This window comes from Planomonospora sp. ID82291, from assembly GCF_015711645.1.
Lineage (GTDB): Bacteria > Actinomycetota > Actinomycetes > Streptosporangiales > Streptosporangiaceae > Planomonospora.
In genome coordinates this window covers 814,112-840,712 of the sequence record NZ_JABTEX010000002.1, presented here as the reverse complement: position 1 = coordinate 840,712, position 26,601 = coordinate 814,112, and the positions used below count along the sequence as shown (strand labels likewise).

At 73.2% G+C, this 26,601-nt stretch carries 21 protein-coding genes; 10 read left to right on the top strand and 11 right to left on the bottom strand.

Translation table 11 applies throughout. The features are described from left to right. Positions 1-123 precede the first annotated feature (123 nt). On the top strand, positions 124-846 hold the full coding sequence (locus HS045_RS14760) for a TetR/AcrR family transcriptional regulator (protein WP_196451926.1): 723 nt from the start codon (positions 124-126) through the stop codon (positions 844-846). Positions 847-879: 33 nt separating this feature from the next. On the opposite strand, the gene HS045_RS14755 is transcribed toward HS045_RS14760, so the two are convergent. Further along, on the bottom strand, positions 880-1,791 hold the full coding sequence (locus HS045_RS14755; protein WP_196451925.1) for a hypothetical protein: 912 nt from the start codon (positions 1,789-1,791) through the stop codon (positions 880-882). A gap of 411 nt (positions 1,792-2,202) precedes the next feature. Between HS045_RS14755 and HS045_RS14750 the strand changes: the two genes are divergently transcribed. Further along, on the top strand, positions 2,203-3,636 hold the full coding sequence (locus tag HS045_RS14750) for an aldehyde dehydrogenase (RefSeq protein ID WP_196451924.1): 1,434 nt from the start codon (positions 2,203-2,205) through the stop codon (positions 3,634-3,636). A 286-nt stretch (positions 3,637-3,922) separates the two neighbouring features. On the opposite strand, the gene HS045_RS14745 is transcribed toward HS045_RS14750, so the two are convergent. The 3 genes from HS045_RS14745 to HS045_RS14735 are packed head-to-tail and all read right to left on the bottom strand — an operon-like array spanning position 3,923 to position 7,924. Then, the gene (locus HS045_RS14745; RefSeq protein ID WP_196451923.1) at positions 3,923-5,092 is read right to left on the bottom strand and encodes an acetate/propionate family kinase; all 1,170 of its coding nucleotides are present in this window, start codon (positions 5,090-5,092) and stop codon (positions 3,923-3,925) included. Continuing rightward, positions 5,089-7,128 (bottom strand): phosphate acetyltransferase, encoded by a 2,040-nt coding sequence (gene pta, locus HS045_RS14740; protein ID WP_196451922.1) that lies wholly within the window; start codon positions 7,126-7,128, stop codon positions 5,089-5,091. Before pta ends, HS045_RS14745 begins: the two co-directional genes overlap by 4 nt. Positions 7,129-7,171: 43 nt before the next feature. After that, positions 7,172-7,924 (bottom strand): alpha/beta hydrolase, encoded by a 753-nt coding sequence (locus HS045_RS14735; RefSeq protein ID WP_196451921.1) that lies wholly within the window; start codon positions 7,922-7,924, stop codon positions 7,172-7,174. Between the two features lie 176 nt (positions 7,925-8,100). Between HS045_RS14735 and typA the strand changes: the two genes are divergently transcribed. Further along, positions 8,101-9,954 carry a translational GTPase TypA gene (typA, locus tag HS045_RS14730; protein WP_196451920.1) on the top strand — a complete coding sequence of 618 codons (1,854 nt, stop codon included), beginning with the start codon at positions 8,101-8,103 and terminating at the stop codon, positions 9,952-9,954. 215 nt (positions 9,955-10,169) lie between these two features. After that, on the top strand, positions 10,170-10,943 hold the full coding sequence (locus HS045_RS14725) for a superoxide dismutase family protein (RefSeq protein WP_196451919.1): 774 nt from the start codon (positions 10,170-10,172) through the stop codon (positions 10,941-10,943). Positions 10,944-11,016: 73 nt separating this feature from the next. Here HS045_RS14725 and HS045_RS14720 read toward each other — a convergent pair whose 3' ends face one another. Then, positions 11,017-11,778, bottom strand: a complete 762-nt coding sequence (locus HS045_RS14720; protein WP_196451918.1) for a polysaccharide deacetylase family protein — start codon at positions 11,776-11,778, stop codon at positions 11,017-11,019. A gap of 334 nt (positions 11,779-12,112) precedes the next feature. Next, entirely contained in the window at positions 12,113-12,688 is a 576-nt protein-coding gene (locus HS045_RS14715; protein ID WP_196451917.1) for a helix-turn-helix domain-containing protein, read from the bottom strand. 85 nt (positions 12,689-12,773) lie between these two features. Here HS045_RS14715 and HS045_RS14710 point away from each other — a divergent pair, with 85 nt between their 5' ends. Continuing rightward, positions 12,774-13,613, top strand: coding sequence for an EamA family transporter (locus HS045_RS14710; protein WP_196451916.1), 840 nt, complete (start codon positions 12,774-12,776; stop codon positions 13,611-13,613). A gap of 116 nt (positions 13,614-13,729) precedes the next feature. On the opposite strand, the gene HS045_RS14705 is transcribed toward HS045_RS14710, so the two are convergent. After that, entirely contained in the window at positions 13,730-14,326 is a 597-nt protein-coding gene (locus HS045_RS14705) for a sigma-70 family RNA polymerase sigma factor (RefSeq protein WP_196451915.1), read from the bottom strand. A 266-nt stretch (positions 14,327-14,592) separates the two neighbouring features. On the opposite strand from HS045_RS14705, the gene HS045_RS14700 reads away from it, so the two are divergent. Then, entirely contained in the window at positions 14,593-15,669 is a 1,077-nt protein-coding gene (locus HS045_RS14700) for a PLP-dependent cysteine synthase family protein (RefSeq protein ID WP_196451914.1), read from the top strand. A gap of 108 nt (positions 15,670-15,777) precedes the next feature. Here the strand turns inward: HS045_RS14700 and HS045_RS14695 are convergent, their stop codons facing one another. Further along, positions 15,778-16,788: an ABC transporter substrate-binding protein gene (locus tag HS045_RS14695; RefSeq protein WP_196451913.1), complete on the bottom strand. Its 1,011-nt coding sequence runs from the start codon at positions 16,786-16,788 to the stop codon at positions 15,778-15,780. Positions 16,789-16,897: 109 nt separating this feature from the next. Here HS045_RS14695 and HS045_RS14690 point away from each other — a divergent pair, with 109 nt between their 5' ends. Genes HS045_RS14690 through HS045_RS14680 form a run of 3 tightly spaced genes read left to right on the top strand, consistent with a single transcriptional unit; the run spans position 16,898 to position 19,910 of the window. After that, positions 16,898-17,959: an iron ABC transporter permease gene (locus tag HS045_RS14690; RefSeq protein ID WP_196451912.1), complete on the top strand. Its 1,062-nt coding sequence runs from the start codon at positions 16,898-16,900 to the stop codon at positions 17,957-17,959. Continuing rightward, positions 17,956-19,116 carry an iron chelate uptake ABC transporter family permease subunit gene (locus HS045_RS14685; protein WP_196451911.1) on the top strand — a complete coding sequence of 387 codons (1,161 nt, stop codon included), beginning with the start codon at positions 17,956-17,958 and terminating at the stop codon, positions 19,114-19,116. Before HS045_RS14690 ends, HS045_RS14685 begins: the two co-directional genes overlap by 4 nt. Then, the gene (locus HS045_RS14680; RefSeq protein ID WP_196451910.1) at positions 19,113-19,910 is read left to right on the top strand and encodes an ABC transporter ATP-binding protein; all 798 of its coding nucleotides are present in this window, start codon (positions 19,113-19,115) and stop codon (positions 19,908-19,910) included. Before HS045_RS14685 ends, HS045_RS14680 begins: the two co-directional genes overlap by 4 nt. A 179-nt stretch (positions 19,911-20,089) precedes the next feature. Here the strand turns inward: HS045_RS14680 and ftsY are convergent, their stop codons facing one another. Both ftsY and smc read right to left on the bottom strand, forming a co-directional pair. Further along, positions 20,090-21,265, bottom strand: a complete 1,176-nt coding sequence (ftsY, locus tag HS045_RS14675) for a signal recognition particle-docking protein FtsY (RefSeq protein WP_307827526.1) — start codon at positions 21,263-21,265, stop codon at positions 20,090-20,092. A gap of 224 nt (positions 21,266-21,489) precedes the next feature. Beyond that, entirely contained in the window at positions 21,490-25,176 is a 3,687-nt protein-coding gene (gene smc, locus HS045_RS14670; RefSeq protein ID WP_196451909.1) for a chromosome segregation protein SMC, read from the bottom strand. A 304-nt stretch (positions 25,177-25,480) separates the two neighbouring features. Between smc and HS045_RS14665 the strand changes: the two genes are divergently transcribed. Further along, on the top strand, positions 25,481-26,203 hold the full coding sequence (locus HS045_RS14665; RefSeq protein ID WP_196451908.1) for a hypothetical protein: 723 nt from the start codon (positions 25,481-25,483) through the stop codon (positions 26,201-26,203). Positions 26,204-26,365: 162 nt separating this feature from the next. Here HS045_RS14665 and HS045_RS14660 read toward each other — a convergent pair whose 3' ends face one another. Further along, the gene (locus HS045_RS14660; RefSeq protein WP_068897566.1) at positions 26,366-26,560 is read right to left on the bottom strand and encodes a hypothetical protein; all 195 of its coding nucleotides are present in this window, start codon (positions 26,558-26,560) and stop codon (positions 26,366-26,368) included. Positions 26,561-26,601 lie beyond the last annotated feature (41 nt).

Sequence of the window (26,601 nt, the reverse complement as noted above, 5' to 3'; positions counted from 1 at the left end):
GATGCACCACGGATGAGATTCCACACTCTCTCCTTAATGGCTCTAGATTCTTTAGAGCCATTAAGGAAACATAGATGCCCTAGGATGTCAACGGCGGCCGAGGAAGCGACAAGAGGAGTGACGATGACCGCGAGCACCAGCAGACGGCAGAGGCTGCGCCAGGCCACGCTGGAGGAGATCCACGCGGCGGCGCGCAAACTGCTGGTCGAGCAGGGATCGGCCGCGGTGACCGTCAACGCGGTCGCCCGGCAGGTCGGCATGAGCGGTCCGGCCCTCTACCACTACTACGCCGGCCACGACGAGCTGGTCGGCGCGGTGACCGCCGACTTCTTCCGCGAACTGGCCGCCGCGATGGAACAGGCCCGCGACGCCCGTGACGACGCGCCGCTCGGCGACCGCATACTGGCCGCCTGCCGCGCCATGCGCGCCTGGGCCACCGCCCACCCCGCCGAGTTCGGCTGGATCTTCGCCAGCCCGGTCGCCCCGCCCGACCGGCGGCCGGACTCGGCGCGCCACCAGGCCGCCCTGCGGTTCGAGCGGATCCTGCTGGACCTCGTGGTCGAGCTGTGGCGGACGCGGCCGTTCCCCGTCCCCGACCCGGCCGGCCTGCCCGCGTCCCTGCGCGAGCAGCTGGCCGCCTACTCCGCCGCCATCGGGGGACGGCTGCCGCCCGAGGCCGCCCACGTCTTCCTGTCGTGCTGGATCCGGCTGTACGGCCTGCTGTGCATGGAGGTCCTGCACCAGCTGGACTTCGCCTACACCGACATGGCGCCCGTCTTCGACGAATGCCTGCGCGACCTGGCCGCCGCCCTCGACCTCGACCGCTCCGGCCCGCCGGACGCGTGAGGGGGCCGGTCCTCCCTCTCCCGGCCCGCCCGGTCAGAACATCGAGATGTGCACGTGGTCGATGTGGTTGGCGGTGTTGCCGCCGCGGTCGGACATCATCCGCCAGCCCGCGCCGGTCCGCACGTCGTAGTACCGCTGCTGCCAGATGATGTACATCACGCCGAGCCGCTGCCCGTTGTCGATCGCCCACTGGGCCAGGCGGTCGCCGCGGGCCTTGGCGTCGGGGGTGGGGACCCGGCCGCCGGAGCTCATCATGAAGTCGCAGGCCCGGCCGCTGCCGTGGTCGCCGGGGTCTCCGGGGCGCAGGCAGCCGTAGCTGTAGGGCATGGGGAAGTTCTGCAGCACCAGGTTGCGCATGGTGACCGTGCGGGCGGTCAGGCCGGCGCTCCCCGACGGCTGCTGGAAACCGTACTTGGCCAGGAGCGTCTCGATCCGGACGCGGTCCTTCTTGAGCCGGGCGATGTCCCGCTGGAGCCTGGTGATCTCGGCGGCGGCCCTCTTCTCGGCCTTCCTGGCCTCCGCGATCAGCTCCTTGACCCGGATGAGCTGGGTGGCGCGCCGGCTGGCGAGGTAGGACATGGCCGCGGCCTGGTCGAGGACGGTTCCGGCGTCGCCCTCGAAGCCCAGCAGGCTGCCGCTGTCCAGCGGGCCGCCCATGTAGGTGGTCTGGGCGAAGCGGACCACGTCGGTCTGCGCGGTGGCCAGGGCGCGCTTGAGGCTCCTGGCGGTCTCGGTGGCCTTCTTGGCCTTGACCCGGGCGTCCTCCAGGGTCTGCACCTGGCCGCGGTAGAGCTTGTTGAGCTTGCCCGCCTCGGCCGTCAGCTTCTTCAGCTGGGCCTCCGGGTCGGGTCTGGTGGCGTACCCGGCGCTCGCCCCTGCCATCGCGGGGGTCAGCAGGAGCGCCGCGAGCAGGACACCCAGCACCGCCGGGCGGCTCGGTCGCACGCTTCGCTCACCTCCAGAGCACCTTGCGGACCGAGCGAAACTATAGAAGACGATCTTCACGCCCGCCACCGGAACCGTGGAACTCATACACCTTTGATGGACTGTCTACCAGTTTGCGAGATTTGGACAAAATTTCCGGACATGCCGTCAGACCAGGGCAAGGAGGCGGCCTTTCGCCGGTCGAGGACGCGTCACGGCATGACACGAGGGTACGGCTCCGGCCGCCTTCCCGGCGGGCGAGTGCGGAACACCGGCGAGCCCGGCGGAGGCCCCCTTGCCATCATCGACAGAACCTGATTCGGTCTCCTGGGCGGCAGGCCTTGTGAAGCCGTTCCTTCCGCATGACACTGTCCGAGCAAGCACTCGCTCGAAAACACCGGCCCCGGTCCGCCCACCAGGAGGCAAGACATCATGCGCCAGCACGACACGCTGTTCATCGGAGGCGACTGGGTGGCCCCGGCGGGCACCGGGACCATCGACGTCGTCTCGCCCCACACCGAGGAGGTCGTCGGCCGCGTCCCCGACGGCACCCCCGCCGACATGGACCGCGCGGTGGCCGCCGCCCGCCAGGCCTTCGACCACGGCCCGTGGCCCCGGATGACGATGGCCGAGCGCGCCGCCGTCGTCGGCAGGCTCGCCGAGCTCTACGCGGCCCGGCAGGGCGAGATGGCGGAGATCATCACCGAGGAGATGGGCTCGCCCATCACCTTCTCCCAGATGGCCCAGGCCCCCCAGCCGCTCGGCATGCTGCAGTACTACGCCGAGCTCGGCGCGACCTTCCCCGTGGAGGAGGAGCGGCCCGGCACGTTCGGCCCGGTGACCGTACGGCGCGAGCCCGTCGGCGTGGTCGCCGCGATCGTCCCGTGGAACGTCCCGCAGTTCGTCATCATGATCAAGCTGGCCCCCGCCCTCGTCGCGGGCTGCACGATCGTGGTCAAGCCCGCGCCGGAGACCCCGCTCGACGCCTACCTGCTGGCCGAGATGGTCAAGGAGGCCGGGATCCCCGACGGCGTCGTCAACATCGTCGCCGCCGGGCGCGAGGCCGGCGAGCACCTGGTCTCCCACCCCGGCGTGGACAAGGTCGCCTTCACCGGCTCCACGGCGGCCGGCCGCCGCATCGGGAGCATCTGCGGCGAGCAGCTCAAGCGCTGCACCCTGGAACTCGGCGGCAAGTCCGCCGCGATCATCCTGGACGACTGCGACCTGTCCTCCGCGACGGGCTTCCTGGCCATCGCCTCGCTGATGAACAACGGCCAGGCGTGCGTCGCGCAGACCCGGATCCTCGCCTCCCGCAACCGCTACGACGAGGTCGTGGACGCGGTCGCGGCGATGGTGCGGGGCATGCCGGTCGGCGACCCCGCCGACCCGGCCACCGGCATCGGCCCGCTGGTCGCCCAGCGCCAGCAGGAGCGGGTGGAGAACTACATCAGGATCGGCATCGACGAGGGCGCCAAGCCGGTCGTCGGCGGCCTGGAGCGCCCCCTCGACCGGGGCTGGTACGTCGCCCCGACCGTCTTCGCCGGCGCCACCAACGAGATGCGGATCGCCCGCGAGGAGATCTTCGGCCCGGTCCTGACCGTGATCCCCTACGAGGACGAGGCCGACGCGGTCCGCATCGCCAACGACAGCGACTACGGCCTGGCGGGCACGGTGTGGACCGCCGACACCGAGCGCGGCATGGAGGTGGCCCGCCAGGTGCGCACCGGCACCTACGGCGTCAACCTCTTCATGATCGAGACCAGTTCCCCGTTCGGCGGGTTCAAGAGCAGCGGCCTCGGGCGCGAGCTCGGCCCCGAGGGCCTGGCCTCCTACCTGGAGTACAAGTCCATCGCCCGCCTGGGCTGAGCCCCGGCGGTCGGACGGCCCCGGCGGTCGGACGGCCCCGCGGTCGGACGGCCTCGCGCCTCCGGCCTCAACGGCTCGACTCAACGGCCCGACCCGCGCGCCGGTACGGCTCCCGCCCGCCGTACCGGCGCACCCGCCCGGCGGATGACCCGCCCAGCGCGCCCCCGCGACGCTGGGCGACCGCCCGACTGCATGAAGTATGCCCCACGACCACCGGTTGGCAGTGGTTCGCGTCCCCTGGGCTTCTCCCGGCGGATTTCATCCATCCACTGTAGGTAGACGCCTTTTATCCGCGATCGGTTCGGGAGATGACGTCGAGAGTCTGGCGGGCGATCTCCAGCTCCTCGTCGGTGGGCACCACCGCCACCCTGACCCGCGAGTCGTCGGCCGAGATCAGGCCCTTGCCCGCCGCGTTGCGGTCGGCGTCCAGGACGATCCCGAGCCCGTCCAGGCCGCTCAGCGTCCGCTCCCTGACCAGGGAGGAGTTCTCCCCGATGCCGCCGGTGAACGCGATCACGTCCACCGTCCCGAGCACCGCGTAGTAGGCGCCGACGTACTTGCGCAGCCGGTGGCAGTAGACCGCGTGGGCCAGCTCCGCCTCCGGGTCCCCGGCGGCCACCCTCCGCTCCACCGCCCGCATGTCGTTGTCACCGCACAGGCCGAGCAGGCCGCTGCGCCGGTTGAGCAGTTCGTCGATCTGCTCGATCCCCATCCCGGCCTCGCGGTGCAGGTGCATCAGCACCCCGGGGTCCACGTCGCCGCTCCGGGTGCCCATGACGAGCCCCTCCAGCGGGGTCAGGCCCATGGAGGTCTCCACGCACCGCCCGCCCGCCACCGCCGAGGCGCTGGCGCCGTTGCCCAGGTGCAGCACGATCACGTTGGGCCCGCCGGGTCCCGGCCGGTCCGCCAGCTCCGCCGCCTCACGCGAGACGTAGGCGTGCGAGGTGCCGTGGAAGCCGTAGCGCCGGACGCCGTGCCGCTCGGCGGTCTCGCGGTCGATCGCGTAGGTCGCGGCGGCGGCCGGGATCGTGCCGTGGAAGGCGGTGTCGAAGACCGCGACCTGCGGCAGGTCGGGACGGAACCGCCGGGCCACCTCGATCCCGGCCAGGTTCGCCGGGTTGTGCAGGGGCGCGAGCGGGATGAGCCGCTCGATCCGCTCGGCCACCTCGTCGGTGATCAGCGTGGGCTCGGTGAAGTCCCGGCCGCCGTGGACGACCCGGTGCCCGATCGCGGTCAGCTCCGGCGAGTCGAGGCCGAACCCGACGGCGGCCAGCTCCGCGGCGACCGCGTCCAGCGCCGCGCCGTGGTCGGCGACCGGGGAACCGGGCTCGCCGATGCGCTCCACCGTGCCCGAGGCCAGGCGCACGGCCGCCTGCGGCGCCGGCCACGCTCCGACGGAGAGCAACCGGTACTTCAGAGACGACGATCCGGAGTTGATCACTAGAATGTGGGTCATCGGGCTTCTCCCTGAGCCTGGATGGCGGTGATGGCCACCGTGCTGACGATGTCGGTGACCAGCGCGCCCCGCGACAGGTCGTTGACCGGTTTGCGCAGACCCTGCAGGACCGGGCCGACGGCGACCGCCCCGGCCGAGCGCTGCACCGCCTTGTAGGTGTTGTTGCCGGTGTTCAGATCCGGGAAGATCAGTACGGTCGCCCGCCCGGCCACCTGCGAGCCGGGCAGCTTGGCCTCGGCGACGCGCGGGTCCACCGCCGCGTCGTACTGGATGGGCCCCTCCACCAGCAGGTCCGGTGCCCGCTCGGCGACCATGGCGGTGGCCTCGCGGACCTTGTCGACGTCCGCGCCGCTGCCCGAGCGCCCGGTGGAGTACGACAGCATCGCGATCCGGGGCTCGACGCCGAACCGCTCCGCCGTACGGGCCGAGGAGATCGCGATGTCGGCGAGCTGCCCGGCGTCCGGGTCGGGGTTGATCGCGCAGTCGCCGTAGACGAGCACCCGGTCGGCCAGGCACATGAAGAACACCGAGGAGACGATCGAGGTGCCCGGGACCGTCCTGACGATCTGGAAGGCGGGCAGGATCGTGGCGGCGGTGGTGTGCGCGGCGCCGGAGACCATGCCGTCCACCTCGCCCCGGTGCAGCATCATCGTGCCGAAGAAGTTGACGTCGGTGACCACGTCCCTGGCCCGTTCCAGGGTGATGCCCTTGTGCGCCCGGAGCGCGGCGTACTCCTCGGCGAAGGCGTCGCGCAGCGGCGAGGTCAGCGGGTCGGTCACGGCCACCCCGTCCAGGTCGAGGCCGAGGTCGGCGATCCGCCGCCGGACCAGGTCCTCGCGGCCCAGCAGGGTGAGGTCCACGATGCCGCGGCGGACGAGGACGTCGGCGGCCCGCAGGATGCGGTCCTCCTCGCCCTCGGGCAGCACGATGTGCCTGCGGTCGGAGCGCGCCCGCTCCAGCAGGGTGTGCTCGAACATCATCGGGGTGACGCGCTTGGAACGGGCCAGCTCGATGCGGTCGGCGAGGCCGGCGGTGTCGACGTGCGCGTCGAAGTGGCCGAGCGCCGTCTCGATCTTGTGGGGGTTGTCCGCGCCGAGCCGCCCCTCCAGCCCGGCCAGGGTGGTGGCCACGGTGAAGCTGTCGTCGGCGGCCGCCAGCACCGGCATGCCGGGGGCCAGCCGCGCGGTGAGCGCCCGCACGTTGGCGGTGGGCTCCTCGCCCAGCGTGAGCACCACCCCGGAGGGGCGGGCCGTCCCGGCCGCCTCGGCGGCCAGCGAGGCCAGCAGCAGGTCGGACCGGTCGCCGGGGGTGATCACCAGCGCCCCGTCCACCAGGTGCGAGAGGAAGAGCGGGATCGTCGCGCCGCCGAACACGAACCCGGTCACGTCCCGGCGCAGCCCGTCCTCCTCCCCCTGGATCTGCTTGGCCTGTACGGCCTGCGCCACCTGGCCGACGGTCGGCGCCGACAGCGACGGGTGCTCGGGGATGACGTAGAAGGGCACCGGCAGCTCGGGTTCCACGGTCATCTCGGGCGGCACCCGGTTGGCGATCACCGCCAGGACCGTGCAGCCCAGGTCGGAGAAGACCTGGTAGCCGGTGCGCATCTCCATCGAGATCTCGTCGGCGGAGTCCGCGTGCGCGCCGACCACCACGATCACCGGGGCGCCGAACTCGGCGGCGAGGCGGGCGTTGAAGGCCAGCTCGCGCGGGAGGTCGTCGGTGGCGAAGGAACTGCCCAGCACCAGCAGCGCGTCGCACTCGCGCTCCAGCGTGTGGAAACGGGCGACCAGCCGCCCGATCAGCTCCTCCGCGCCCTGCTGGGCGTAGATCTCGGCGGCGTCCTCGGAGGTCACCCCGATCGCCGAGGCGACCGGGTGGTACCGGTCGTCGAGGAGTTCGGAGGCGCGCTCGCTCCGGGTGATCGGCCGGAACACCCCGATGCGGCCGACCCGGCGGGTCAGCAGCTCCATCAGCCCGAGCTCGACGATCTGCCGCCCGTCCCCCGGACCGAGACCGGCCACGTAGATGCTCCGCATGCCCATTTACCCCCGCTTCGACCAGTTGCCGTCCATACCAGGACTAAACCATGGCCGCCCATCGTCCGATCCGGCGGATCAGGGTGGGCGTGGCCGCCGTCTCCGCATGGCCGTATCCGGGCTCGACCCACAGCTCCTTCGGGTCCCGCGCGCAGTCGTGGATCCGGTGCGCGTGGTCGAGCGGGAAGAAGGCGTCGGCGTCGCCGTGCACGACGAGCAGCGGCGCCGGGGCGATGTGCGCGGCCGCCTCGTACGGCGCGGGCGGGACCGGGTCCCACGACCTCCGGGAGATCCTCGTGCCCGTGCCCAGCCGCGCCGCCAGCCGCCCGGCCGGCCGCTCGATCGCCCAGTGGACCTGCCGCATCGGCCGGGTCCCCCGGTAGTACCAGCGGGCGGGGGCGCTGACCGCGACCACGCCGTCCACGCCCTTCAGCAGGCCCGCGTGCCGGAGCGCCACCGCCCCGCCCATCGAGAACCCGACGGTCACGACCCTGGCGTAGCCGATCACCCGCGCGTGCCGCACGGCCGCGTCCAGATCGTGGATCTCCAGGTTCCCGACGGTCGACTCTCCGCCGGACCCGCCGTGGCCCCGGAAGTCGAGCGCGACCACCCCGCCGAAGGCGCTGAGCACGTGGGCGATCCGCCGGGTGGCCCGCGCCCGGAACGAGCCGGTGAACCCGTGCGCCAGCACGATCCCCAGTCTCCCGTCGCCGCCTGCCGGCGGGGTGTGCGCGGCGGCGATCCGCACGCCGTCCCGGGTGATGAGCGTCGCGGGGAGGGAAGGGGCCAAGGCCATGTGCCGAGCTTAGGCGGCGCCCGCCGGGCGTCCGGACCGGGGGGGAACGCGGGTGTCCGGAGGGTGAACGGGAGGCGCTTGACGCCGAGAGCGCGTTACCGAAGGCGGGAATCAACTAAAATGGTACGGCCGCACGTCCGCGGCCAGCCTCCACGATCACAGAGTGAGACTCCATCATGCCTTTGAACAGCCGCGACGACCTGCGGAACATCGCGATCATCGCGCACGTCGACCACGGCAAGACCACTCTCGTGGATGCCATGCTCTGGCAATCCGGCGCCTTCCGCGCCAACCAGGACGTGGACGACCGTGTCATGGACTCCAACGACCTCGAGCGCGAGAAGGGCATCACCATTCTCGCGAAGAACACCGCCGTCAAGCACGGCGGCATGACCCTCAACATCATCGACACCCCCGGCCACGCCGACTTCGGCGGCGAGGTCGAGCGCGGCCTGTCGATGGTCGACGGCGTCGTGCTGCTGGTGGACGCCTCCGAGGGCCCGCTGCCGCAGACGCGGTTCGTGCTGCGCAAGGCGTTCGCCGCCAAGATGCCCGTCATCCTCTGCATCAACAAGGTCGACCGTCCCGACGCCCGGATCAAGGAGGTCGTGGACGAGGTCTACGAGCTCTTCATGGACCTGGACGCCACCGAGGAGCAGATCGACTTCCCGATCGTCTACGCCTCGGCCAAGGCCGGCCGCGCCTCGATGAACCGTCCCGAGGACGGCGGCATGCCGGACTCCGACGACCTGGAGCCGCTGTTCCAGGTCATCAAGGACACCATCCCGGCGCCGACCTACGACCCGTCGGCCCCGCTGCAGGCGCACGTCACCAACCTGGACGCCTCGTCCTACCTGGGCCGGATCGCGCTGTGCCGCGTCCACCAGGGCACCATCAAGAAGGGCCAGCAGGTCTCCTGGTGCCGCACCGACGGCACCATCCAGAAGGTGAAGATCACCGAGCTGCTGATGACCGAGGCGCTGGAGCGCAAGCCCGCCGAGGAGGCCGGCCCCGGCGACATCATCGCGATCGCCGGCATCCCGGAGATCATGATCGGTGAGACGCTCGCCGACCCCGAGGACCCGCGCCCGCTCCCGCTGATCACCGTGGACGAGCCCGCCATCTCGATGGTCATCGGCACCAACACCTCGCCGCTGGTCGGCAAGGTCAAGGGCTCCAAGGTGACCGCCCGCATGGTCAAGGACCGCCTGGACAAGGAGCTCGTCGGCAACGTCTCGCTGCGCGTGCTGCCGACCGAGCGCCCGGACGCCTGGGAGGTCCAGGGCCGCGGCGAGCTGGCGCTGGCCATCCTGGTCGAGCAGATGCGGCGGGAGGGCTACGAGCTGACCGTCGGCAAGCCGCAGGTCGTCACCAAGACGGTCGACGGCAAGCTGCACGAGCCGGTCGAGCGCCTGACCGTCGACTGCCCGGAGGAGTACCTCGGCGCCGTCACCCAGCTGCTGGCCGTCCGCAAGGGCCGCATGGAGCACATGACCAACCACGGCACCGGCTGGATCCGGATGGAGTTCGTGGTCCCGGCCCGCGGCCTGATCGGCTTCCGGACCGAGTTCCTCACCGAGACCCGCGGCACCGGCCTGGTCCACCACGTCTTCGAGTCCTACGAGCCGTGGTTCGGCGAGCTGCGCACCCGCAACAACGGCTCCCTGGTCGCCGACCGCTCCGGCCCGGTGACCGCGTTCGCCATGCTCAACCTGCAGGAGCGCGGCGTGCTGTTCGTCTCGCCGGGCACCGAGGTCTACGAGGGCATGATCGTCGGTGAGAACTCCCGCTCCGACGACATGGACGTGAACATCACCAAGGAGAAGAAGCTCACCAACATGCGCTCCTCCACCGCGGACGAGACCGAGAAGGTCATCCCGCCGCGCCAGCTCTCCCTGGAGCAGGCGCTGGAGTTCATCCGCGAGGACGAGTGCGTGGAGATCACCCCCGAGTCCGTCCGCATCCGCAAGGTCGTCCTCGACGCCGCCATCCGCGGCCGCAGCGCCGCCCGCGCCAAGCGCGGCGGCTGAGCGCCCGCCGGGGCCCGGCACGGCCGTATCGGGAGGGGCTGCGGCCCGCCGCGCACGCGGCGGGCCGCAGCCCCTCTCCCTATCCCCCGCAAACCCCTTTTGTCCCATATATGGACACTTGTAGGGTTGCACCCCATTGACGGCGGTATGGAGACATTCGAGGTTTTTCTCCGCATCGAAGCGGAGCACAGCCACGAGACCATGGGGGATCTTCCATGCTTCGCACACCGCATCTGCTCCTGGCCGCGGTCCTGGGCGCGGGAGCGCTCGCCGCCGGAGGCGCCTCGGCCGAGGCCTCGCCGGAACCGCCCGACCTGCCCGACCTGCCCGCGCCGACCGGCACGGCGGACCAGGACTCCGCGCCGGGTGACGTCGTCGACGACCCGCTCGACCCGGGCGGTCCCACCGGGCAGCAGCCTTCTCCGACCGGCACGGCCTCCCCGGCCTCCCCCGGAGCGGGCGGCGCCTCGGCCCGGGCCGACATCAAGGACGCCGAGGGCCGGTCCGTCGGCACCTTCAGCGTCGAGGAGGAGAACGGCAGGTCCGTGGTGACGGTCACCGTCAAGGGGGTGCCGATCGGCTTCCACGGCTTCCACCTCCACGGCAAGGGGGTCTGCGACGCCGGGCAGACCGACCCCGCCACCGGCGGCCCGTTCGCCGGCGCGGGCACGCACCTCAGCCTCCAGGAGGCCTCCCACCCGGACCACACCGGCGACATGCCCGATCTCCTGGTCGGCATGGACGGCATGGGCGCCGCCTCCTTCGCCACCGACCGCTTCCAGGTGCGGCAGCTCTTCGACGGCGACGGGACCGCCGTCATCATCCACGAGAAGCCGGACAACCAGGCCAACATCCCCGATCGCTACGGCCACCCGGAGGCCACGGCGAGCCCCGGCGCCGGTCCCACGGCCAAGGGCCCCGACGCCGTGACCCTGAAGGGCGGCGACTCCGGCCGGCACCTCGCCTGCGGCGTGCTCACCGAGCGCTGACCCGCTCCGGCCGCCCCGGCTCCGACCGGCCCCGGCTGCGGGTACGCCCGGTTCAGGCCCGCCCGGCCCGGCGTCAGCGCCTCAGATACGCCCGGCCCGGCGTCAGCGCGCGGCCGTACAGCTCCGAGAGCGTCACGAACGTGTAGCCCCTGGCCGTGAGGTCCTCCAGCAGCGCGGGGACGGTCTCCACCGTCACGCGGTGGATGTCGTGCATCAGCACGATGGAGCCCGGCTCGGCCCGGCCCGCGCGGCGCAGCAGGGCCGGGGCGTCCCGTTCCAGCCAGTCCAGGGTGTCGACGCTCCACAGGATCTGGGCCAGCCCCGCGCGGCGGGTCGTCGAGGCGACCCTGTGGTCGGTGGCGCCGTACGGCGGGCGCATGAGGGCCATCCGTACGCCGGTGATCCGCCGCACGGCCTCCTGGGTACGGCGCAGCTCCTCCTCGATGCCGTCCTCCGGCAGCCCGGTGAGGTCGGCGTGACTCCAGGAGTGGTTGCCCAGCTCATGCCCCTCGGCCACCATGCGGCGGAGGTCCGCGCCGTCGCCGTCGGCCACCATCCGCCCGATCACGAAGAAGGTCGCCCTGGCCCGGTGGGCGGCGAGGGTGTCGAGCAGCGGCCCGGTGTACTCGCCCGGCCCGTCGTCGAAGGTGAGCGCCACGCACCGGATCCTGGCGCAGTCCACCTTCCGCGCCGCGGGCGGGACGGGGAACCGGGCGGCCGGCCACTGCGGCTGGATCTCGGCGAGGTCCCGGGCGAGGGTCTCCGGATCCGGCGGGAGCGGGACCGGCGATCCGATCCCGAGCAGCAGGGCAAGAGGTGCCGTCCACAATCGCATGAGTCCCCCTGAAGCACCGCGGAGGTCGGCGGCGGTCCTCCGCCGCCCCCTCTCGCACGATCTCGGCCAGGTCCTCCCACCGGGGTGGGACGTCGGTCTGCAACTCGGCGTAGCGGCGCGCCATCCGAATGGCACATTCAGTGACATCTGTACCCAAATGACAACGTTTCACTGACACCTGCCGTCACCGGTGGAAGCCGTCGCGGAGGCGCGCCGTCCGGCCGGTCCGCAGGGGCCGGTCCGGGGCCGGTCCGCAGGGGCTGGTCCGGGGCCGGTCCGCAGGGGCCGGTCCGGGCGGAGACGGCGCCGGAGGGCTCCGCGGAGCCCTCCGGCGTCACTGGTCGGGCGTCTCGCGCGGCTCCGTCACGACCATCACGAACCGGAGCGGCCCCTGCCCCTCGTTGGCGTACTTGTGCGGGCGGTCCGCGCTGAACACGACCGCCCCGTCGGTGCCGACGACATGGCTGCGGCCGTACACCGTGAGCGTCAGCTCGCCCTCGATCACCGTCAGCATCTCCCGGGTGCCCGGCGGATGGGCGTCGCCGTCGTGGTGGTCGCCGGGGGCCAGCCGCCACTCCCACAGCTCCAGGATCGCGGGCGCGTCGGTCCCGACCAGCAGGCGGGCCGCGCTCGCCCTGCCGTGCGCGAAGGTGACCATGTCGGCCGCGTGCACGACGCGGACCACGGGCGTGTCGGAGACCTCGACCATCCGCGCCACCGTCACCCCGAGGGCGTCGGCGATCCGGGTGAGCGTGTTGATGCTGGGGTTCGTCCTGCCCTGCTCGACCTGGACCAGCATGCCCCGGCTCACCCCGGAGCGCGCCGCGAGCTCGTCGAGCGTCATCTGCCGGTGCGCCCGCTGGGCGCGCACGTTGTTGGCGATGGCGGCGGTGATCGTCTCCGGATCCATGAGTGCAGTGTAGTGAACCGCGCGTACATTGCACTGCTCTCAATATGATGTACTAATAGTGCAATCCAGTGAACTGAGGTGAATGATGACAGCGGTGGTCCTGGCGACGGCCTGCGCCCTGGTGTACGGCACGGCGGACTTCTTCGGCGGGCTCGCCACGCGGCGCTCCCAAGTGCTCGCGGTGGTCGTGCTCTCCCAGTCGGCGGGCCTGGCCCTGGTCGCGGCGCTGCTGCCGCTCCTGCCGGGCGTCCCCAGCCCCGCCGCCTTCGGCTGGGGCACGGCGGCCGGGGTGGCCGGAACCGCGGCGCTGGTGCTGTTCTACCGCGCCCTCGCCACCGGTGTGATGTCCGTGGTGGCGCCGGTCACCGCGGCGACCTCGGCGAGCCTCCCGGTGCTGTACGGCCTGGCGACCGGTGAGCGCCCGCAGCCGGTCGCGCTGGGCGGCATCGTGCTGGCCCTGGTGGCGGTGGTCCTGGTCAGCCGCGACTCCTCCCCCGCCGCGGCGGGCCGCGCCTACGGCCCGGTCCTGGCCGCGCTGGGCGCCGGCGCGGGCTTCGGCTGCTTCTTCGTCCTGCTCGCCCGCAGCCCCGAGGACGGCGGCATGTGGCCGCTGTTCGGCGCGCGGCTCGCCTCGGTGGCGCTCATCGCCCTGCTGGCCGTGTCCACCCGCCGCACGCTGCGCCCCGGGAGCGGCGGCACGCTGCGGATCATCGTGGCGGCCGGGGCGCTGGACATGGCGGCCAACGTCCTGTTCGTGCTGGCCGAGCAGCGCGGCATGATCGCCCTGGTCGGCGTGCTGGCCTCGCTGTACCCGGCGAGCACGCTGGTGCTGGCCCGCTACGTGCTCGGCGAACGGCTCAACGGAGTGCAGCTGGCCGGGATCGGGACCACCCTGGCCGCGGTCGCGCTGATCGCCGCGGGCTGACCACGGCCGGGGCCGCGGTCGCGCCGACCGCCGAACGCGCTCCCGCCGGGCGCCGCCGGAGGAGCGCGGCCCCGCCGCCGCGGGACGACCCCCCGTCGTCCCGCCCGGTCCGCCGGCTAGGCGGCCCGGCGCTGCTCCGGCAGCCGGAGCGCGCCCTCCTCGTGGGCGTAGTCCTGCAGCATGGTGCGGAGCTGCCGGCGGCCGCGGTGCAACCGGGACATGACCGTGCCGATGGGGGTGCCCATCCGCTCGGCGATCTCCTTGTAGGAGAAGCCCTCCACGTCGGCGAGGTAGACGGCCACCCGGAAGTCCTCGGGCAGGGAGCGCAGGGCGTTCATCACCGCGTTGTCGGGGAGCTGCTCCAGGGCCTCGGTCTCGGCGGACTTCAGGCCGGTGGAGGTGTGGGACTCGGCCGCGGCGAGCTGCCAGTCCTCGATCTCCTCGGTGGCCGAGAGCTTCGGCGAGCGCTGCTTCTTGCGGTAGTCGTTGATGAAGTTGTTGGTGAGGATCCGGTGCAGCCACGCCTTGAGGTTGGTGCCCTCGCGGAACTGGTGGTACGAGGTGAACGCCTTGGTGACCGTCTCCTGCACCAGGTCCTCGGCATCGGCGGAGTTGCGGGTCAGACGCATGGCGGATGCGTAGAGCTGCCCGGTGACCGGCACGACGTCGCGTTCGAACCAGTCCTGCCGCTGCTCGTCGGTTATCGAGATCATGTCATCCCCCTCGTGTGCTTCCCCCCACGACCGTCTGCCCCGGATACGGCACAGTCTTCTCGACGGTCCGGCTCATGGTCCCATCGGCCCCGTAAGAGAGCCGTTAAGGATTCCGCACGGTCGAAAGGTCGAGGGGCGTCCGTGCCGTGGGCGGAGGCGACACGCCCTACAGTCGGACAAGTATCGTTATCGTAACATCCCTCACTCGACTTGACAGAGAATGTGTCTGGTATCACATAACACCTGGTAGAGCTACCTTTAGGGGCATGCGATACGTGGACCGACACGACCCCGAGACCCGCTCCTGGGTGGCCGAGGCCATCCGCCTCGTCGAGGCCGACGCCAACCGTAGCTGCGACACTCATCTCCACGTCTTTCCGCTGCCCGCGCACTGGGGAGTAAACCTCTACCTGAAAGACGAGTCCGTCCACCCCACCGGTTCACTCAAGCACCGCCTGGCCCGCTCGTTGTTCCTGTACGGCCTGGCCGGCGGCTGGATCGGCCCCTCCACCACGGTCGTGGAGGCCTCCAGCGGGTCGACCGCGGTGAGCGAGGCCTACTTCGCCCGCCTGCTCGGCCTGCCGTTCATCGCGGTGATGCCCGCCTCCACCTCACCCGAGAAGATCGCCCTGATCGAGTTCCACGGCGGCAAGTGCCACCTGGTGGACGACCCCGGGACGATCTACTCCGAGTCCCGGCGGCTGGCCGCCGAGACGAACGGGCACTTCATGGACCAGTTCACCTACGCCGAGCGGGCCACCGACTGGCGGGGCAACAACAACATCGCCGAGAGCATCTTCAACCAGATGGCGATGGAGCCCCACCCCGAGCCCGCCTGGATCGTGGTCGGCGCGGGGACCGGCGGCACCTCCTCCACCATCGGCCGCCACATCCGCTACCGCCGCCACGCCACCCGGCTGGCCGTGGTGGACCCCGAGGGCTCGGCCTTCTACCCCTCCTGGTGCTCCGGCGACCCGGAGGTCACCGCCCCCGGCTCCCTCATCGAGGGCATCGGCCGCCCCCGGGTCGAGCCGTCCTTCATGCCCGCCGTGATCGACCGCATGATCCAGGTCCCCGACGCCCGGTCCATCGCCGCCATGCGCTGGGTCCGCGAGGTCACCGGCCGCGACGTGGGCGGCTCCACCGGGACCAACGTGGCGGCGGCCGTGCAGATCATCGGGGAGATGCGCGAGGCGGGCGAGCAGGGCAGCGTGGTGACGCTGATCTGCGACGGCGGCGAGCGCTACCGCGGCACCTACGCCGACGACGCCTGGCTGGCCGGCCGCGGCCTGGACGTCGCCCCGCACCTGGAGGAGCTCCGCGCCTTCCTCGCCCGGCCCTGACCCGGCCCTCCACGGCCCCGGCACCACGACGGCCCGGCCCTCCACGGCCCCGGCACCACGACGGCCCGGCACCACGACGGCGCCGGGCCCGCCCGCGGGAAGACGCGGTCAGCCGGCCCTGGCCGGGTCGACCCCGAAGATCTTCGCCAGGTCGTCGAGGACGACGTGGGCGCCCTGGAGGCCGACGGCCGCCATCCAGGTGGTGTCGTCGACCACGTGCTGGGCGCCCTTGAGCTTGCCCCACAGCGGGTTGGCCTGGAACTTCTTCTGGACCGCCTGGACCTCCGGGTCCGGGTAGGAGACGACGAAGATGTGGTCGGCGTCGAGCTGCGGGATGTTCTCCTCGCTGATCGGCACCATGATCGTCTCAGTGGTGGTCGGCTGGCCCTCGGGGCGCGGGAAGCCCACGTCCTTGAGCACCAGGCCGGAGTAGGAGTTCTCCACGTACAGCCGGACGGTCGGCTCGCCGGCGAAGCGGGCGACGGAGACCGTGGGCATCGCGCCCTCCTTGGCCTTGACGGCCTCGCCGATCTTGGCCGCGCGGTCCTCGTAGGCCTTGATCCGCTCGTCGGCGAGGGCCTCCTTGCCCAGCGCCCGGCCCATCAGCCGGAGGTTGTCCTTCCAGATGGCGCCGGTGGTCTCGCTGAACACCGTCGGCGCGATCCGGGTGAGCTTGTCGTACAGCGCCTCGTGGCGGATCTTCGCCGAGACGATCAGGTCGGGCTTGAGCGCGATGATCTTCTCCAGGCTCGGCGCCTCCAGGGTGCCGACCGGCGTGATGTTCTGCGCCTGGTCCATGACCGGGGCCAGGTAGTCGGGGAGCTTCTCGTCGATGCCCCGGTAGACGGTGTAGCCGACGACCTCGGTGTCCAGCGTCAGCACCGCGTCGACGAAGCTCTGGTCCAGTGCGACGACCCGCTGGGGCTGCGCCGGGATCTCGGTCTCGCCCATGGCGTGCTTCACCGTCCGCGGGTACGCCGCGCCGCCCGCCGCGGGAGCCGACGGCGCAGCCGAGGCCGAGCCGCCCGCCGTGCCGGAGGCGTCCGAGCCGCAGGCCGCGAGTCCGAGAGCCAGTACGGCTCCCGCCACACTCACGGTCAGCGTACGTAGCGCTCTCATCTGGAGGTCCTTTCGCAAAGGCAAGGCTAACCTTATTTAGCTTAGCCATGCCTAAACTGGCATACTCGGAGCCGTTCCGGCAAACGACCGGCGAACGAGAGGGGCGCAGGTGAGCACAGCGGTAGCCGCGGCGCGGCCGCCGTCCCCCGATCGCGCGCGGACGCTCCGGGTCCGCCGGGGACGCCTCCTGCTCGTCCTGGCCGGGCTGTCCGCCGCGCTCGCCGCGGCGGTCGTGCTGAGCATCATGATCGGCGCGAAGTCCGTCCCGCTCGCCGACGTCTGGCGCGGCCTCACCGGGCCGACCGGCACCGAGAGCGACATCATCGTCCGCTCGCTGCGGGTGCCCCGGACCGCGCTCGGCGTCCTGGCCGGGGTCGCGCTCGGCGTCGCGGGCGCGCTCATGCAGGGCCACACCCGCAACCCCCTGGCCGACCCCGGACTGCTCGGCGTCACCCAGGGCGCGGCGTTCGCGATGGTGCTGAGCATCACGGTCCTGGGCGTCACCGACCTGTCCGCCTACGTCTGGTTCGGCATGGCCGGCGCGCTGACCGCCAGCGTGGGCGTCTTCGCGCTCGGCATGGCCGGCGGGCGCGGCGGGCCCACCCCGGTCACCCTGGCCCTGGCCGGCACCGCGGTCAGCGCCTTCCTGTACGGCCTCACCTCGGCCCTCGTGCTCGCCGACGACCAGGCCATGGACGTCTTCCGGTTCTGGCAGACGGGGTCCATCGCCGCGCGCGGCGCCACGACCGCCTGGCAGGCGCTGCCGTTCATCGCCGCCGGCCTGGTCCTGGCGCTCGTCAACGCCCCCGGCCTCAACGCGCTCTCCCTGGGCGAGGACGTCGCCCGCTCCCTCGGCCAGAACGTCGCGCTGACCCGCGCGGTCGGCGTCGCCGCGGTCACCCTGCTCACCGGCGGCGCGGTCGCGGCCTGCGGCTCGCTCGCCTTCGTGGGCCTGATGGTCCCGCACCTGGTCCGCCCCCTGTCCGGCCCGGACCACCGCTGGCTCCTGCCGTACTCCGGGCTGGCCGGCGCGATCGCGCTCCTGCTGTCCGACGTGGTCGGCCGGGTCGTCGCCCGCCCCGGAGAGCTGGAGGTCGGCGTCGTGCTCGCCCTCATCGGCGCGCCGTTCTTCGTCGCCCTCGTCCGCCGCAGGAAGCCGGTGCGCCTGTGACCCGCAGCCCCGCCCGCCCGCCCGCCGGCGCGGGAACCTCCTCCGCCCGCCCGCCCGTCGGCCCGCCCCGCGGCGCGGGGGCCTCCTCCGCCCGCGTCCGGCTCCCGCACGGGCGGCCGGTCCGCCTCGGCCCCGCCTCGTGGCTGCTGCGCCTGCGTTCCACGGCCGTCTGCCTGGTCCTGCTGGCCGCCGCGCTGCTGCTGATGGGGCTCGGCATGCGCATCGGCGACCTGCCGATGACGGTGCCCGAGGTGATCGGGGCGATCACCGGCGACGGACCGGCCCACTTCGTGGTGATGGAGCTCCGGCTCCCCCGCGCGCTGGCCGGCGTGCTGGCCGGCGCGGCGTTCGCGCTGTCCGGCGCGATCACCCAGGCCGTCGCCCGCAACCCGCTGGCCAGCCCCGACGTCCTCGGCGTCACCACCGGCGCCAGTGTGGCCGTGGTCGCCGCCATCGTGGCCGCGGGGAGCACCGCCGGCGGCCCCAGCGGCGCCCTGGTCACCTTCGGCATCCCGCTCCTGGCCCTGGCGGGCGGCCTGGCCGGCGCGCTGGCCGTCTACCTGCTGGCCTGGCGGGGCGGGCTGGACGGCTACCGCCTGGTCCTGGTCGGCATCGGCGTCACCGCCGTGTTCGGCAACGTCAAGTACTGGCTGCTGACCGTCGGCGACGTCAACGACAGCAGCCGCGCCATGGTCTGGATCAGCGGCTCGCTGCACGGCCGGGGCTGGGAGCACGTCCATCCGGTCGCGCTCGCGCTGGCCGTGCTCGTCCCGCTGGCCCTGCTCGGCACCCGCTCGCTCGGCGCGCTGCGCTTCGGCGACGACACGGTGGCCGGGCTGGGCGTGCGGACGAACCTCGTGCGCGGCCTGATGATCCTCGCCGCGGTGCTGCTCGCCGCGGTCGCCACGGCCTCCGCCGGGCCCGTCGCCTTCGTCGCCCTGGCCGCCCCGCAGATCGCGCTCCGCCTGGCCGGTACGGCCCAGCCCCCGCTGGCGGTCTCCGCGCTGACCGGCGCGCTGCTCACCACCGCCGCCGACCTGGTCGCGCGGACCGCGTTCAGCCCCGTCGAACTGCCGGTGGGCGTGGTCACCGCCGTCCTCGGCGCCCCCTATCTGATCCATCTTCTCGTCCGCGTGCGCAGAGAGGCCCGTTCATGAGACTTCAAGCCGTCGACGTCAGGCTCGGGTACGGCGATCGCGTCATCGTCGACGGACTCGACCTCGGCGTCGAGACCGGCACGGTGACCACGATCATCGGCCCCAACGGGTGCGGCAAGTCCACGCTGCTGCGCGCGCTGGGGCGGCTGCTCAAGCCCTCCGGCGGCGAGGTGCTGCTGGACGGCAAGCGCATCGACCGGATGCCCACCAAGGAGGTCGCCAAGGTCCTGGGCGTGCTCCCGCAGGCGCCGACGGCCCCCGAAGGGCTGACCGTGGCCGACCTGGTGGCCCGGGGGCGGCACCCGCACCAGACCTGGTACCGGCAGTGGTCGTCCGACGACGAGTCCGCGGTGAGCGAGGCGCTGTCCATGACGGGCCTGCTCGACCTGGGTGAGCGCCCGCTGGACGAGCTCTCCGGCGGTCAGCGCCAGCGCGCCTGGATCTCCATGGCCCTGGCGCAGGGCACCGACCTGCTCCTGCTCGACGAGCCGACGACCTTCCTCGACCTGGCCCACCAGGTCGAGGTGCTGGAGCTCGTCCGCAGGCTCCACGGCGAGCTGGGCCGCACCGTGGTGATGGTCCTGCACGACCTCAACCTGGCCGCCCGCTACGCCGACCGGCTGGTCGCCATGCGCGACGGCAGGGTCGTCGCCGCGGGCGCCCCGGCGGAGGTGCTCACCGAATCGCTGCTCTCGCAGGTCTTCGACCTCGACGCCAAGGTCATCGAGGACCCCGTCGCGGGCACCCCGCTGGTCGTCCCCATCGGGGTGCGCCAGCCGGCGGTCCGGGGCTGACCCCTCCGGTCCCCGCACTCCGCCGGCGCCGCCCGCCCGTCCCGGCGCGGGCGGCGCTCCGGGCCGCCGGGGAACGGGCCGCCGAAAAAGGGACCGCCGGGAAAGGGACCGCCGCTCCGGAACGCGACGGGCCGCCCCGCCGGATCCCCGGGGAGGCGGCCCGTCGCGCCGGTACGGGATCAGTCGCCCAGCAGCGCGTCCACGAAGACCTCGGGGTCGAACGGGGCCAGGTCGTCGGGGCCCTCGCCGAGGCCGACGAGCTTGACCGGGACGCCCAGCTCGCGCTGGACGGAGATGACGATGCCGCCCTTGGCGGTGCCGTCGAGCTTGGTCAGGGCGATGCCGGTGATGTTGACGACCTCGGCGAACACCTGGGCCTGGCGCATGCCGTTCTGGCCGGTGGTGGCGTCGAGGACCAGCAGCACCTCGTCCACCGTGGCCTTCTTCTCGATGACGCGCTTGACCTTGCCGAGCTCGTCCATCAGTCCGGTCTTGGTGTGCAGGCGGCCGGCCGTGTCCACGATCACGACGTCGACCTTCTCGTCCATGCCCCTGGCCACGGCGTCGAACGCGACGGAGGCGGGGTCGCCGCCCTCGGGGCCGCGCACCACCTCGGCCCCGACCCGGTCGCCCCAGGTCTGGAGCTGGTCGGCGGCGGCGGCGCGGAAGGTGTCGGCGGCGCCGAGCACCACCCGGTTGCCGTCGCCGATCAGGGACCGGGCCAGCTTGCCGGTGGTGGTGGTCTTGCCCGTGCCGTTGACGCCCACCACGAGCACGACGGCCGGGCGCTCGCCGTGCTTGGCGACCTGCAGGGCGCGGTCGGTGTCGGCGCCGATCTGGGTGAGCAGCTGCTCCTTCAGCAGGCCGCGGACCTCGTCCGGCGTCCTGCTGCCCAGCACCTTCACCCGGGTGCGCAGCTCCTCGACCATCGCCTGGGTCGGCGCGACGCCCACGTCGGCGGTGATCAGGGTCTCCTCGATCTCGTCCCAGACGTCGTCGTCGAGGCGGTCGCGGGAGAGCAGCTCCAGCAGGCCCTTGCCGAGGGTGCTCTGGGAGCGGGCCAGCCGGGCGCGGAGCCGTACCATCCGGCCCGCGGACGGCGGCGGGAGCTCGACCGGCGGGGCGACCGGGACCTCCACCGGCCGGGCCGGGGGCGGGACGGTGGTCGTCGCCTCGTCCTCGATGACGGCGCCCCGGGGCGGCGCCTGCCCCTCCTCCTCCGGGATCGGCGGCGCCTCCGGCGGTCTCACCGGCGGCGGCGCCTTCCGTCCCTGTCGGAACAGCAGGAACATGCCGCCCGCCGTCAGCACGACGACGGCGGCGATGATCAGGATCAGGCCGAGATAGCTCTCCACAACCGCCTAGTTTCCCAGACGACCGGCGCTAGTCCGACCTTTCGAGGTTCGGGACGTTCCGTGTCCTATATCAGTTCTGGGAGCGAGCCATCCGGCAGAGTCCTGGTGGTAGCCGCCGACGGGTGAGCACTCCGGTGTCCTGGACCTTGAGTCCTGACGAAAGACCGTGCCCCTGCCGGTCGGCCGGGAGAAGTGATCGCTGATGGGATGTCGTGCCCGCCGGGTCAGGAGTCGGCCTTCAGCCGCTGGCTGATCACCTGGGTGACGCCGTCGCCCCGCATCGACACTCCGTACAGCGCGTCGGCGATCTCCATGGTCCGCTTCTGGTGGGTGATCACGATGAGCTGGGAGGTCTCCCGCAGCTCCTCGAAGAGGGTCAGCAGCCGCTGGGTGTTGGTGTCGTCCAGGGCCGCCTCGACCTCGTCCATCACGTAGAACGGCGAGGGCCGCGCCTTGAAGATGGCCACCAGGAACGCCACCGCGGTCAGCGAGCGCTCACCGCCCGACAGCAGCGAGAGCCGCTTGACCTTCTTCCCGGGCGGGCGCGCCTCGACCTCGACCCCGGTGGTCAGCATGTCCTCGGGGTCGGTGAGCAGCAGCCGGCCCTCCCCGCCGGGGAAGACCCTGCCGAAGATCGTCTGGAACTCCCTGGCCACGTCCGCGTAGGCGGCGGAGAAGACCTGCTCGACCCGCTCGTCGACCTCCTTGACCACCAGCAGCAGGTCGCGGCGGGTCTTCTTGAGGTCCTCCAGCTGCGAGGTGAGGAACGCGTGCCGCTCCTCCAGCGCCGCGAACTCCTCCAGCGCCAGCGGGTTCACCTTGCCCAGCTGCGCCATCTGCCGCTCGGCCGCCCGGGCCCGCTTCTCCTGCTCCTGCCGGTCGTACGGCACCGGCTCGCCGTCGGCCGACGGGACCGGCTCGCCGGGGCCGTACTCGGCGATGAGCACGTCCGGCTCGACGCCGTACTCCTCCACCGCGCGGGTCTGCAGCTGCTCCAGGCGCAGCCGCTGCTCGGTCCTGGCCATCTCGCTGCCGTGCACCCGGTCGACCAGCTTGTCGAGCTCGGCGGAGAGCTCCCGGACCCGGGCGCGGACGGACCGCAGCGCGGCGTCGATCCGGCCGCGGGCCTGCTCGGCCTCGTCGCGCTGGACGGCGGCGGCGGCGATCGAGGCCTCCAGCGCGCGCAGGGTCAGCTCCGCGCCCCGCACGACCGCCTCGGCCGTCTCGGCCTGGCGGCGCCGCCGCTCCCGCAGCTCGGCCGCCCGGGCCCGCTCCTCGCGCTCCCGCTCGGCCGCCCGCACCAGCCCCTCGGCCCGGCCCGCGATGCCCTTGACCCGCTCCTCGGCCGTCCGCACGGCCAGGCGGGCCTCCATCTCGGCCTGCCGGGCCTCGGCGCAGAGCTCGGCCAGCTCGTCGCGGACCTCGGTGGACGGCTCGTCCTCCGGCTCCACGGCGTCCGTGGCCGCGGCCAGCCGCTCCTCCAGCCCGGCCAGCTCGGCCATGCCCCGCCCGCGCGCCTCCTCCGCGGCCCGCACGCCCTCGGCCAGTCGCAGGCACTCGTCGCGGGCCGCCTGCGCCGCCGCGCCCAGCCGGGCGAGCCGCCGGGCCGCCGCGGCGGCCTGCTGGTCGGCGTCGCGCTGCCGGCCCCGGAGCCCGTCCAGCGCGGTCTGCGCCGCGCTGACCCCGGCCTGGGCGGTCCGCACGCCCGTCTGGGCCTCCGCCGCCCGGGTCCGGGCCGCCTCCACGGCGAGCCGCGCCGCCTCCTCGGCCCGCGCCGCCTCCTCCATGACCGCCGCGGTCCGCCCGGCCGCCGCCCTGGCCTCGGCCAGGTCGGCCGCGGCCGCGTCCAGCGCGGCCCGCACCGCCAGGGCCGACGACCCCGGCTCGGAGCCGCCCCGGGCCGCGTAGGCGCCCAGCAGGTCGCCGGAGCGGGTGACGGCCCGCAGTCCGGGGTGCTGCTCGACCGCCTTGCGGGCCGTGGGCAGGTCGTCGACGACGAGCACGTCCGCCAGCAGCGCGGCGACGGCCGCCCGCAGGCCGTCCGGCGCGGTCACCAGGTCGGCGGCCCACTCGGCCCCGGCCGGCGGCACCGGCCCGGCCGGCGGGCAGGGCCCCTCGGCGGCGATGACCAGGGACGCCCGCCCCTGGCCGGTGGCCCGCAGGAGCTCCATGGCGTCCACCGCGGACTGCAGCGATCCGACCGCGACGGCCTCGGCCGCCGCGCCCAGCACCGCGGCCACGGCCGCCTCCGCGCCCGGCCGGACGGTCAGCATCGTGGCGACCGGGCCGAGCACCCCGGCGCCGAGCTCACCGGTGGCGGCCAGCAGCGCCGCGCCGCCGTCCGTGCCCGTGGCCAGGCTCAGTTCCAGCGCCTCGAACCTCGCCTCCAGCGCGGCCACCCGGCGCTGCGCCTCCTGGTCGGCGGTGCGCGCGTCCGCCAGGACGGCCCCGGCCGCGCGCAGCTCCGCGTCCGGGCCCGCGACGGCCGCCCGCGCCTCCTCGGCCGCGGCCTCGGCCGCCTCGACGGCCAGCCCTGCCGACTCCACGGCCCCCAGAGCGATCTCCAGCTCCTCGGCCAGCGCGGGGTCGGCCGCCGGATCGGCCTGCTCCTGACCGTCGTGCTCGGCCTGGGCCAGCGCGGCCCGGCGCTCGGCCTCGGCGAGCGAGCGGGTCAGCCGGCCGATCTCCTCGGCGGCCGCCTCGGTCCGGCTGCGCGCCGCGCCGACCTGCCCCCGGAGCCGGGCGAGCCCTTCGCGCCGGTCGGCCGCGGCCCGGGCCTCGGCGGCCAGCCGGCGCTCCTCCGCGGCGAGCGCCCCCTCGGCCTCGGCCCGGCGGGCCGTCTCCCGGGCGAGCGCCTCCTGCTCCTGCTCCAGCAGCTCGGCCAGGACCCGTTCCTGCTCGCGGACCTCCTCGGCCTCGCGTTCGAGGTCCTCGGGGTCGCGCCCGCGCCGTTCCACGCCGGTGTCGGCGGCGTGCCGGCGCCGCTCGGCGGCCAGCCCGGCCAGGCCGCGCAGCCGGTCGCGGATCGAGGAGAGCCGGAAGAAGGTCTCCTGGGCGGCGGTCAGACGCGGCTGGGCCTCGGCCTCGGCGGCCTCCAGCTCGGTCTCGCCGTGCTGCCCCTGCTCCAGCTCCGCCTCCACGGCCCTGCGGCGGGCCAGGATCGCGGCCTCGTCCGCCGCCTCGCGCTCCAGCGCGGTCCGCAGGGTGAGCACGTCGTCGGCGAGCAGGCGCAGCCGCGCGTCCCGCAGATCGGCCTGGATCACGGCGGCCCGGCGGGCGATCTCCGCCTGGCGGCCCAGCGGCTTGAGCTGGCGGCGCAGCTCGGTGGTGAGGTCCTGGACGCGGGTCATGTTGGCCTGCATCGCGTCCAGCTTCCGCAGCGCCTTCTCCTTGCGCTTGCGGTGCTTCAGGACCCCGGCGGCCTCCTCGATGAACGCCCGGCGGTCCTCGGGGCCGGCGTGCAGGACCTGGTCGAGCTGGCCCTGACCGACGATGACGTGCATCTCGCGGCCGATGCCGGAGTCCGACAGCAGTTCCTGGATGTCGAGGAGGCGGCAGGTGTCGCCGTTGATGGCGTACTCGCTCTGGCCGCCCCGGAACATCAGGCGGCTGATGGTGACCTCGGTGTAGTCGATCGGCAGGGCGCCGTCGGTGTTGTCGATGGTGAGCGTGACCTCGGCGCGGCCCAGCGGGGCGCGTGAGGAGGTCCCGGCGAAGATGACGTCCTCCATCTTGCCGCCGCGCAGGGATTTGGCGCTGTGCTCGCCCATGACCCAGGCCAGGGCGTCGACCACGTTGGACTTGCCCGAGCCGTTGGGGCCGACGACGGCGGTGATGCCCGGCTCGAAGCGGAGCGTCGTCGCCGAGGCGAAGGACTTGAAGCCGCGCAGGGTGAGGGTCTTCAGATACACGGAAAACCCCCTCGTCCCCTGGTCTGCGCGGATCGCCGGCCGGACGCCCGGTGCGCGGGCCGGGCCGGCGCCCTCCGGTGCCCCCGGGTCAGCCCGGGGTCCGGTGCCCCCGTGAGCCCGGGGCCGCACGGGACCGGCGCACGATCCGGGCCGCCGGCGGGCCCTTAGCGGGGAAGACTACCGTTCTTCGCCCGCGCCCGCCCATGCACGGCTTATGGTGCCCTGCATGGACGTGGAGCGCGGCGAGCGGGGAGCGCCACTACCCCCCCAGAACAGGGAAAATCCGCTCAAAAGACGAAGTTTTATGATCGCCGGCGGCCTGGCGCTGCTCGGCGTCGGCGTCACCGCCGTGATGGCCGGTCCGGACGGCGTCCGGAAGGCCTACGGGCAGATCAGGTGCGGCAGGATGCCCGACCCTCCGGCGGGGCCGCCGGGCACGCTGCAGCGCAGCACGCTGGACGACCGCAGGGTGGTGATCGGCATCCCTCCGGGCACCCGGGGCAGGATCCCGGTGGTGGTCATGCTGCACGGGGCCGCGGGCGACGCGCTGACCCCGTTCGAGCTCTACGCGGTGGACCGCTACCTGGCCGCGGGGGGCGGGCGCTTCGCGGTGGCCTCGATCGACGACTGGCCCTCGGCGGACATCGAGGGACAGCTCCTGCCCTACCTGCGCGACTGCGGGCTCGACACCGGCAGGATCGGACTGATGGGCTGGTCGGCCGGAGGCGCCGGAGCCCTCCGGCTCGCCGCCGCGCTGGGCGCCGGGAAGGTGGCCGTGGTCGTGGCGGTCGCCCCGGCCATCACCACGGCGCAGGCCCCGCTGCGCGAGCTGGTGGACATCCCCGTCTGGCTGGGCTGCGGCGACCGCGACGGCTGGGCCAAGCAGACCGAGACGATGTTGAAGGGTCTGAAGGCGCTGGGCGCGACCGCCGAGGGGGGGATCTCCGGCGGGTGCCACAACGCCGCCTACCGCCGCCGGGTCCTGCCCGAGCAGCTTGCCTTCATCTCCCGTCACATCCACGTCTGAGGACGCGGGAGAGGGAAATGACGAGGGACGCCCCGGTGAGGCGTCCCTGGACAGATGGTGCTCCGCGCCGGCCTCGGGAACCCGTTCCTGACCCCCGCGCATCCACGCCGGATCCGACTCGGATCCGCCGCCCCCGATGGGCGAAGGTTCAGGAAAAGGCCCCTAGGTGAGAGCCGGCTCGCGATCCTGCAGGCGGGGGAACGCCTCTTCGCGGTTGCCTGCCGCGAGTTCGTCGTTCTGGGCCTGGAGCCGGGTGAGCTCTGCCTCGAGGTCGCGGATGCGCTGCTGAAGGCGGCGCATCTCCGAGACCATCCGAGGGTCAGGACCGCCGACGTGGCCGAGTAGAGCCTTCGCCATGGTTAAGGGTCCTCCACGCTGAGTGACCAGACTGGTTCGCG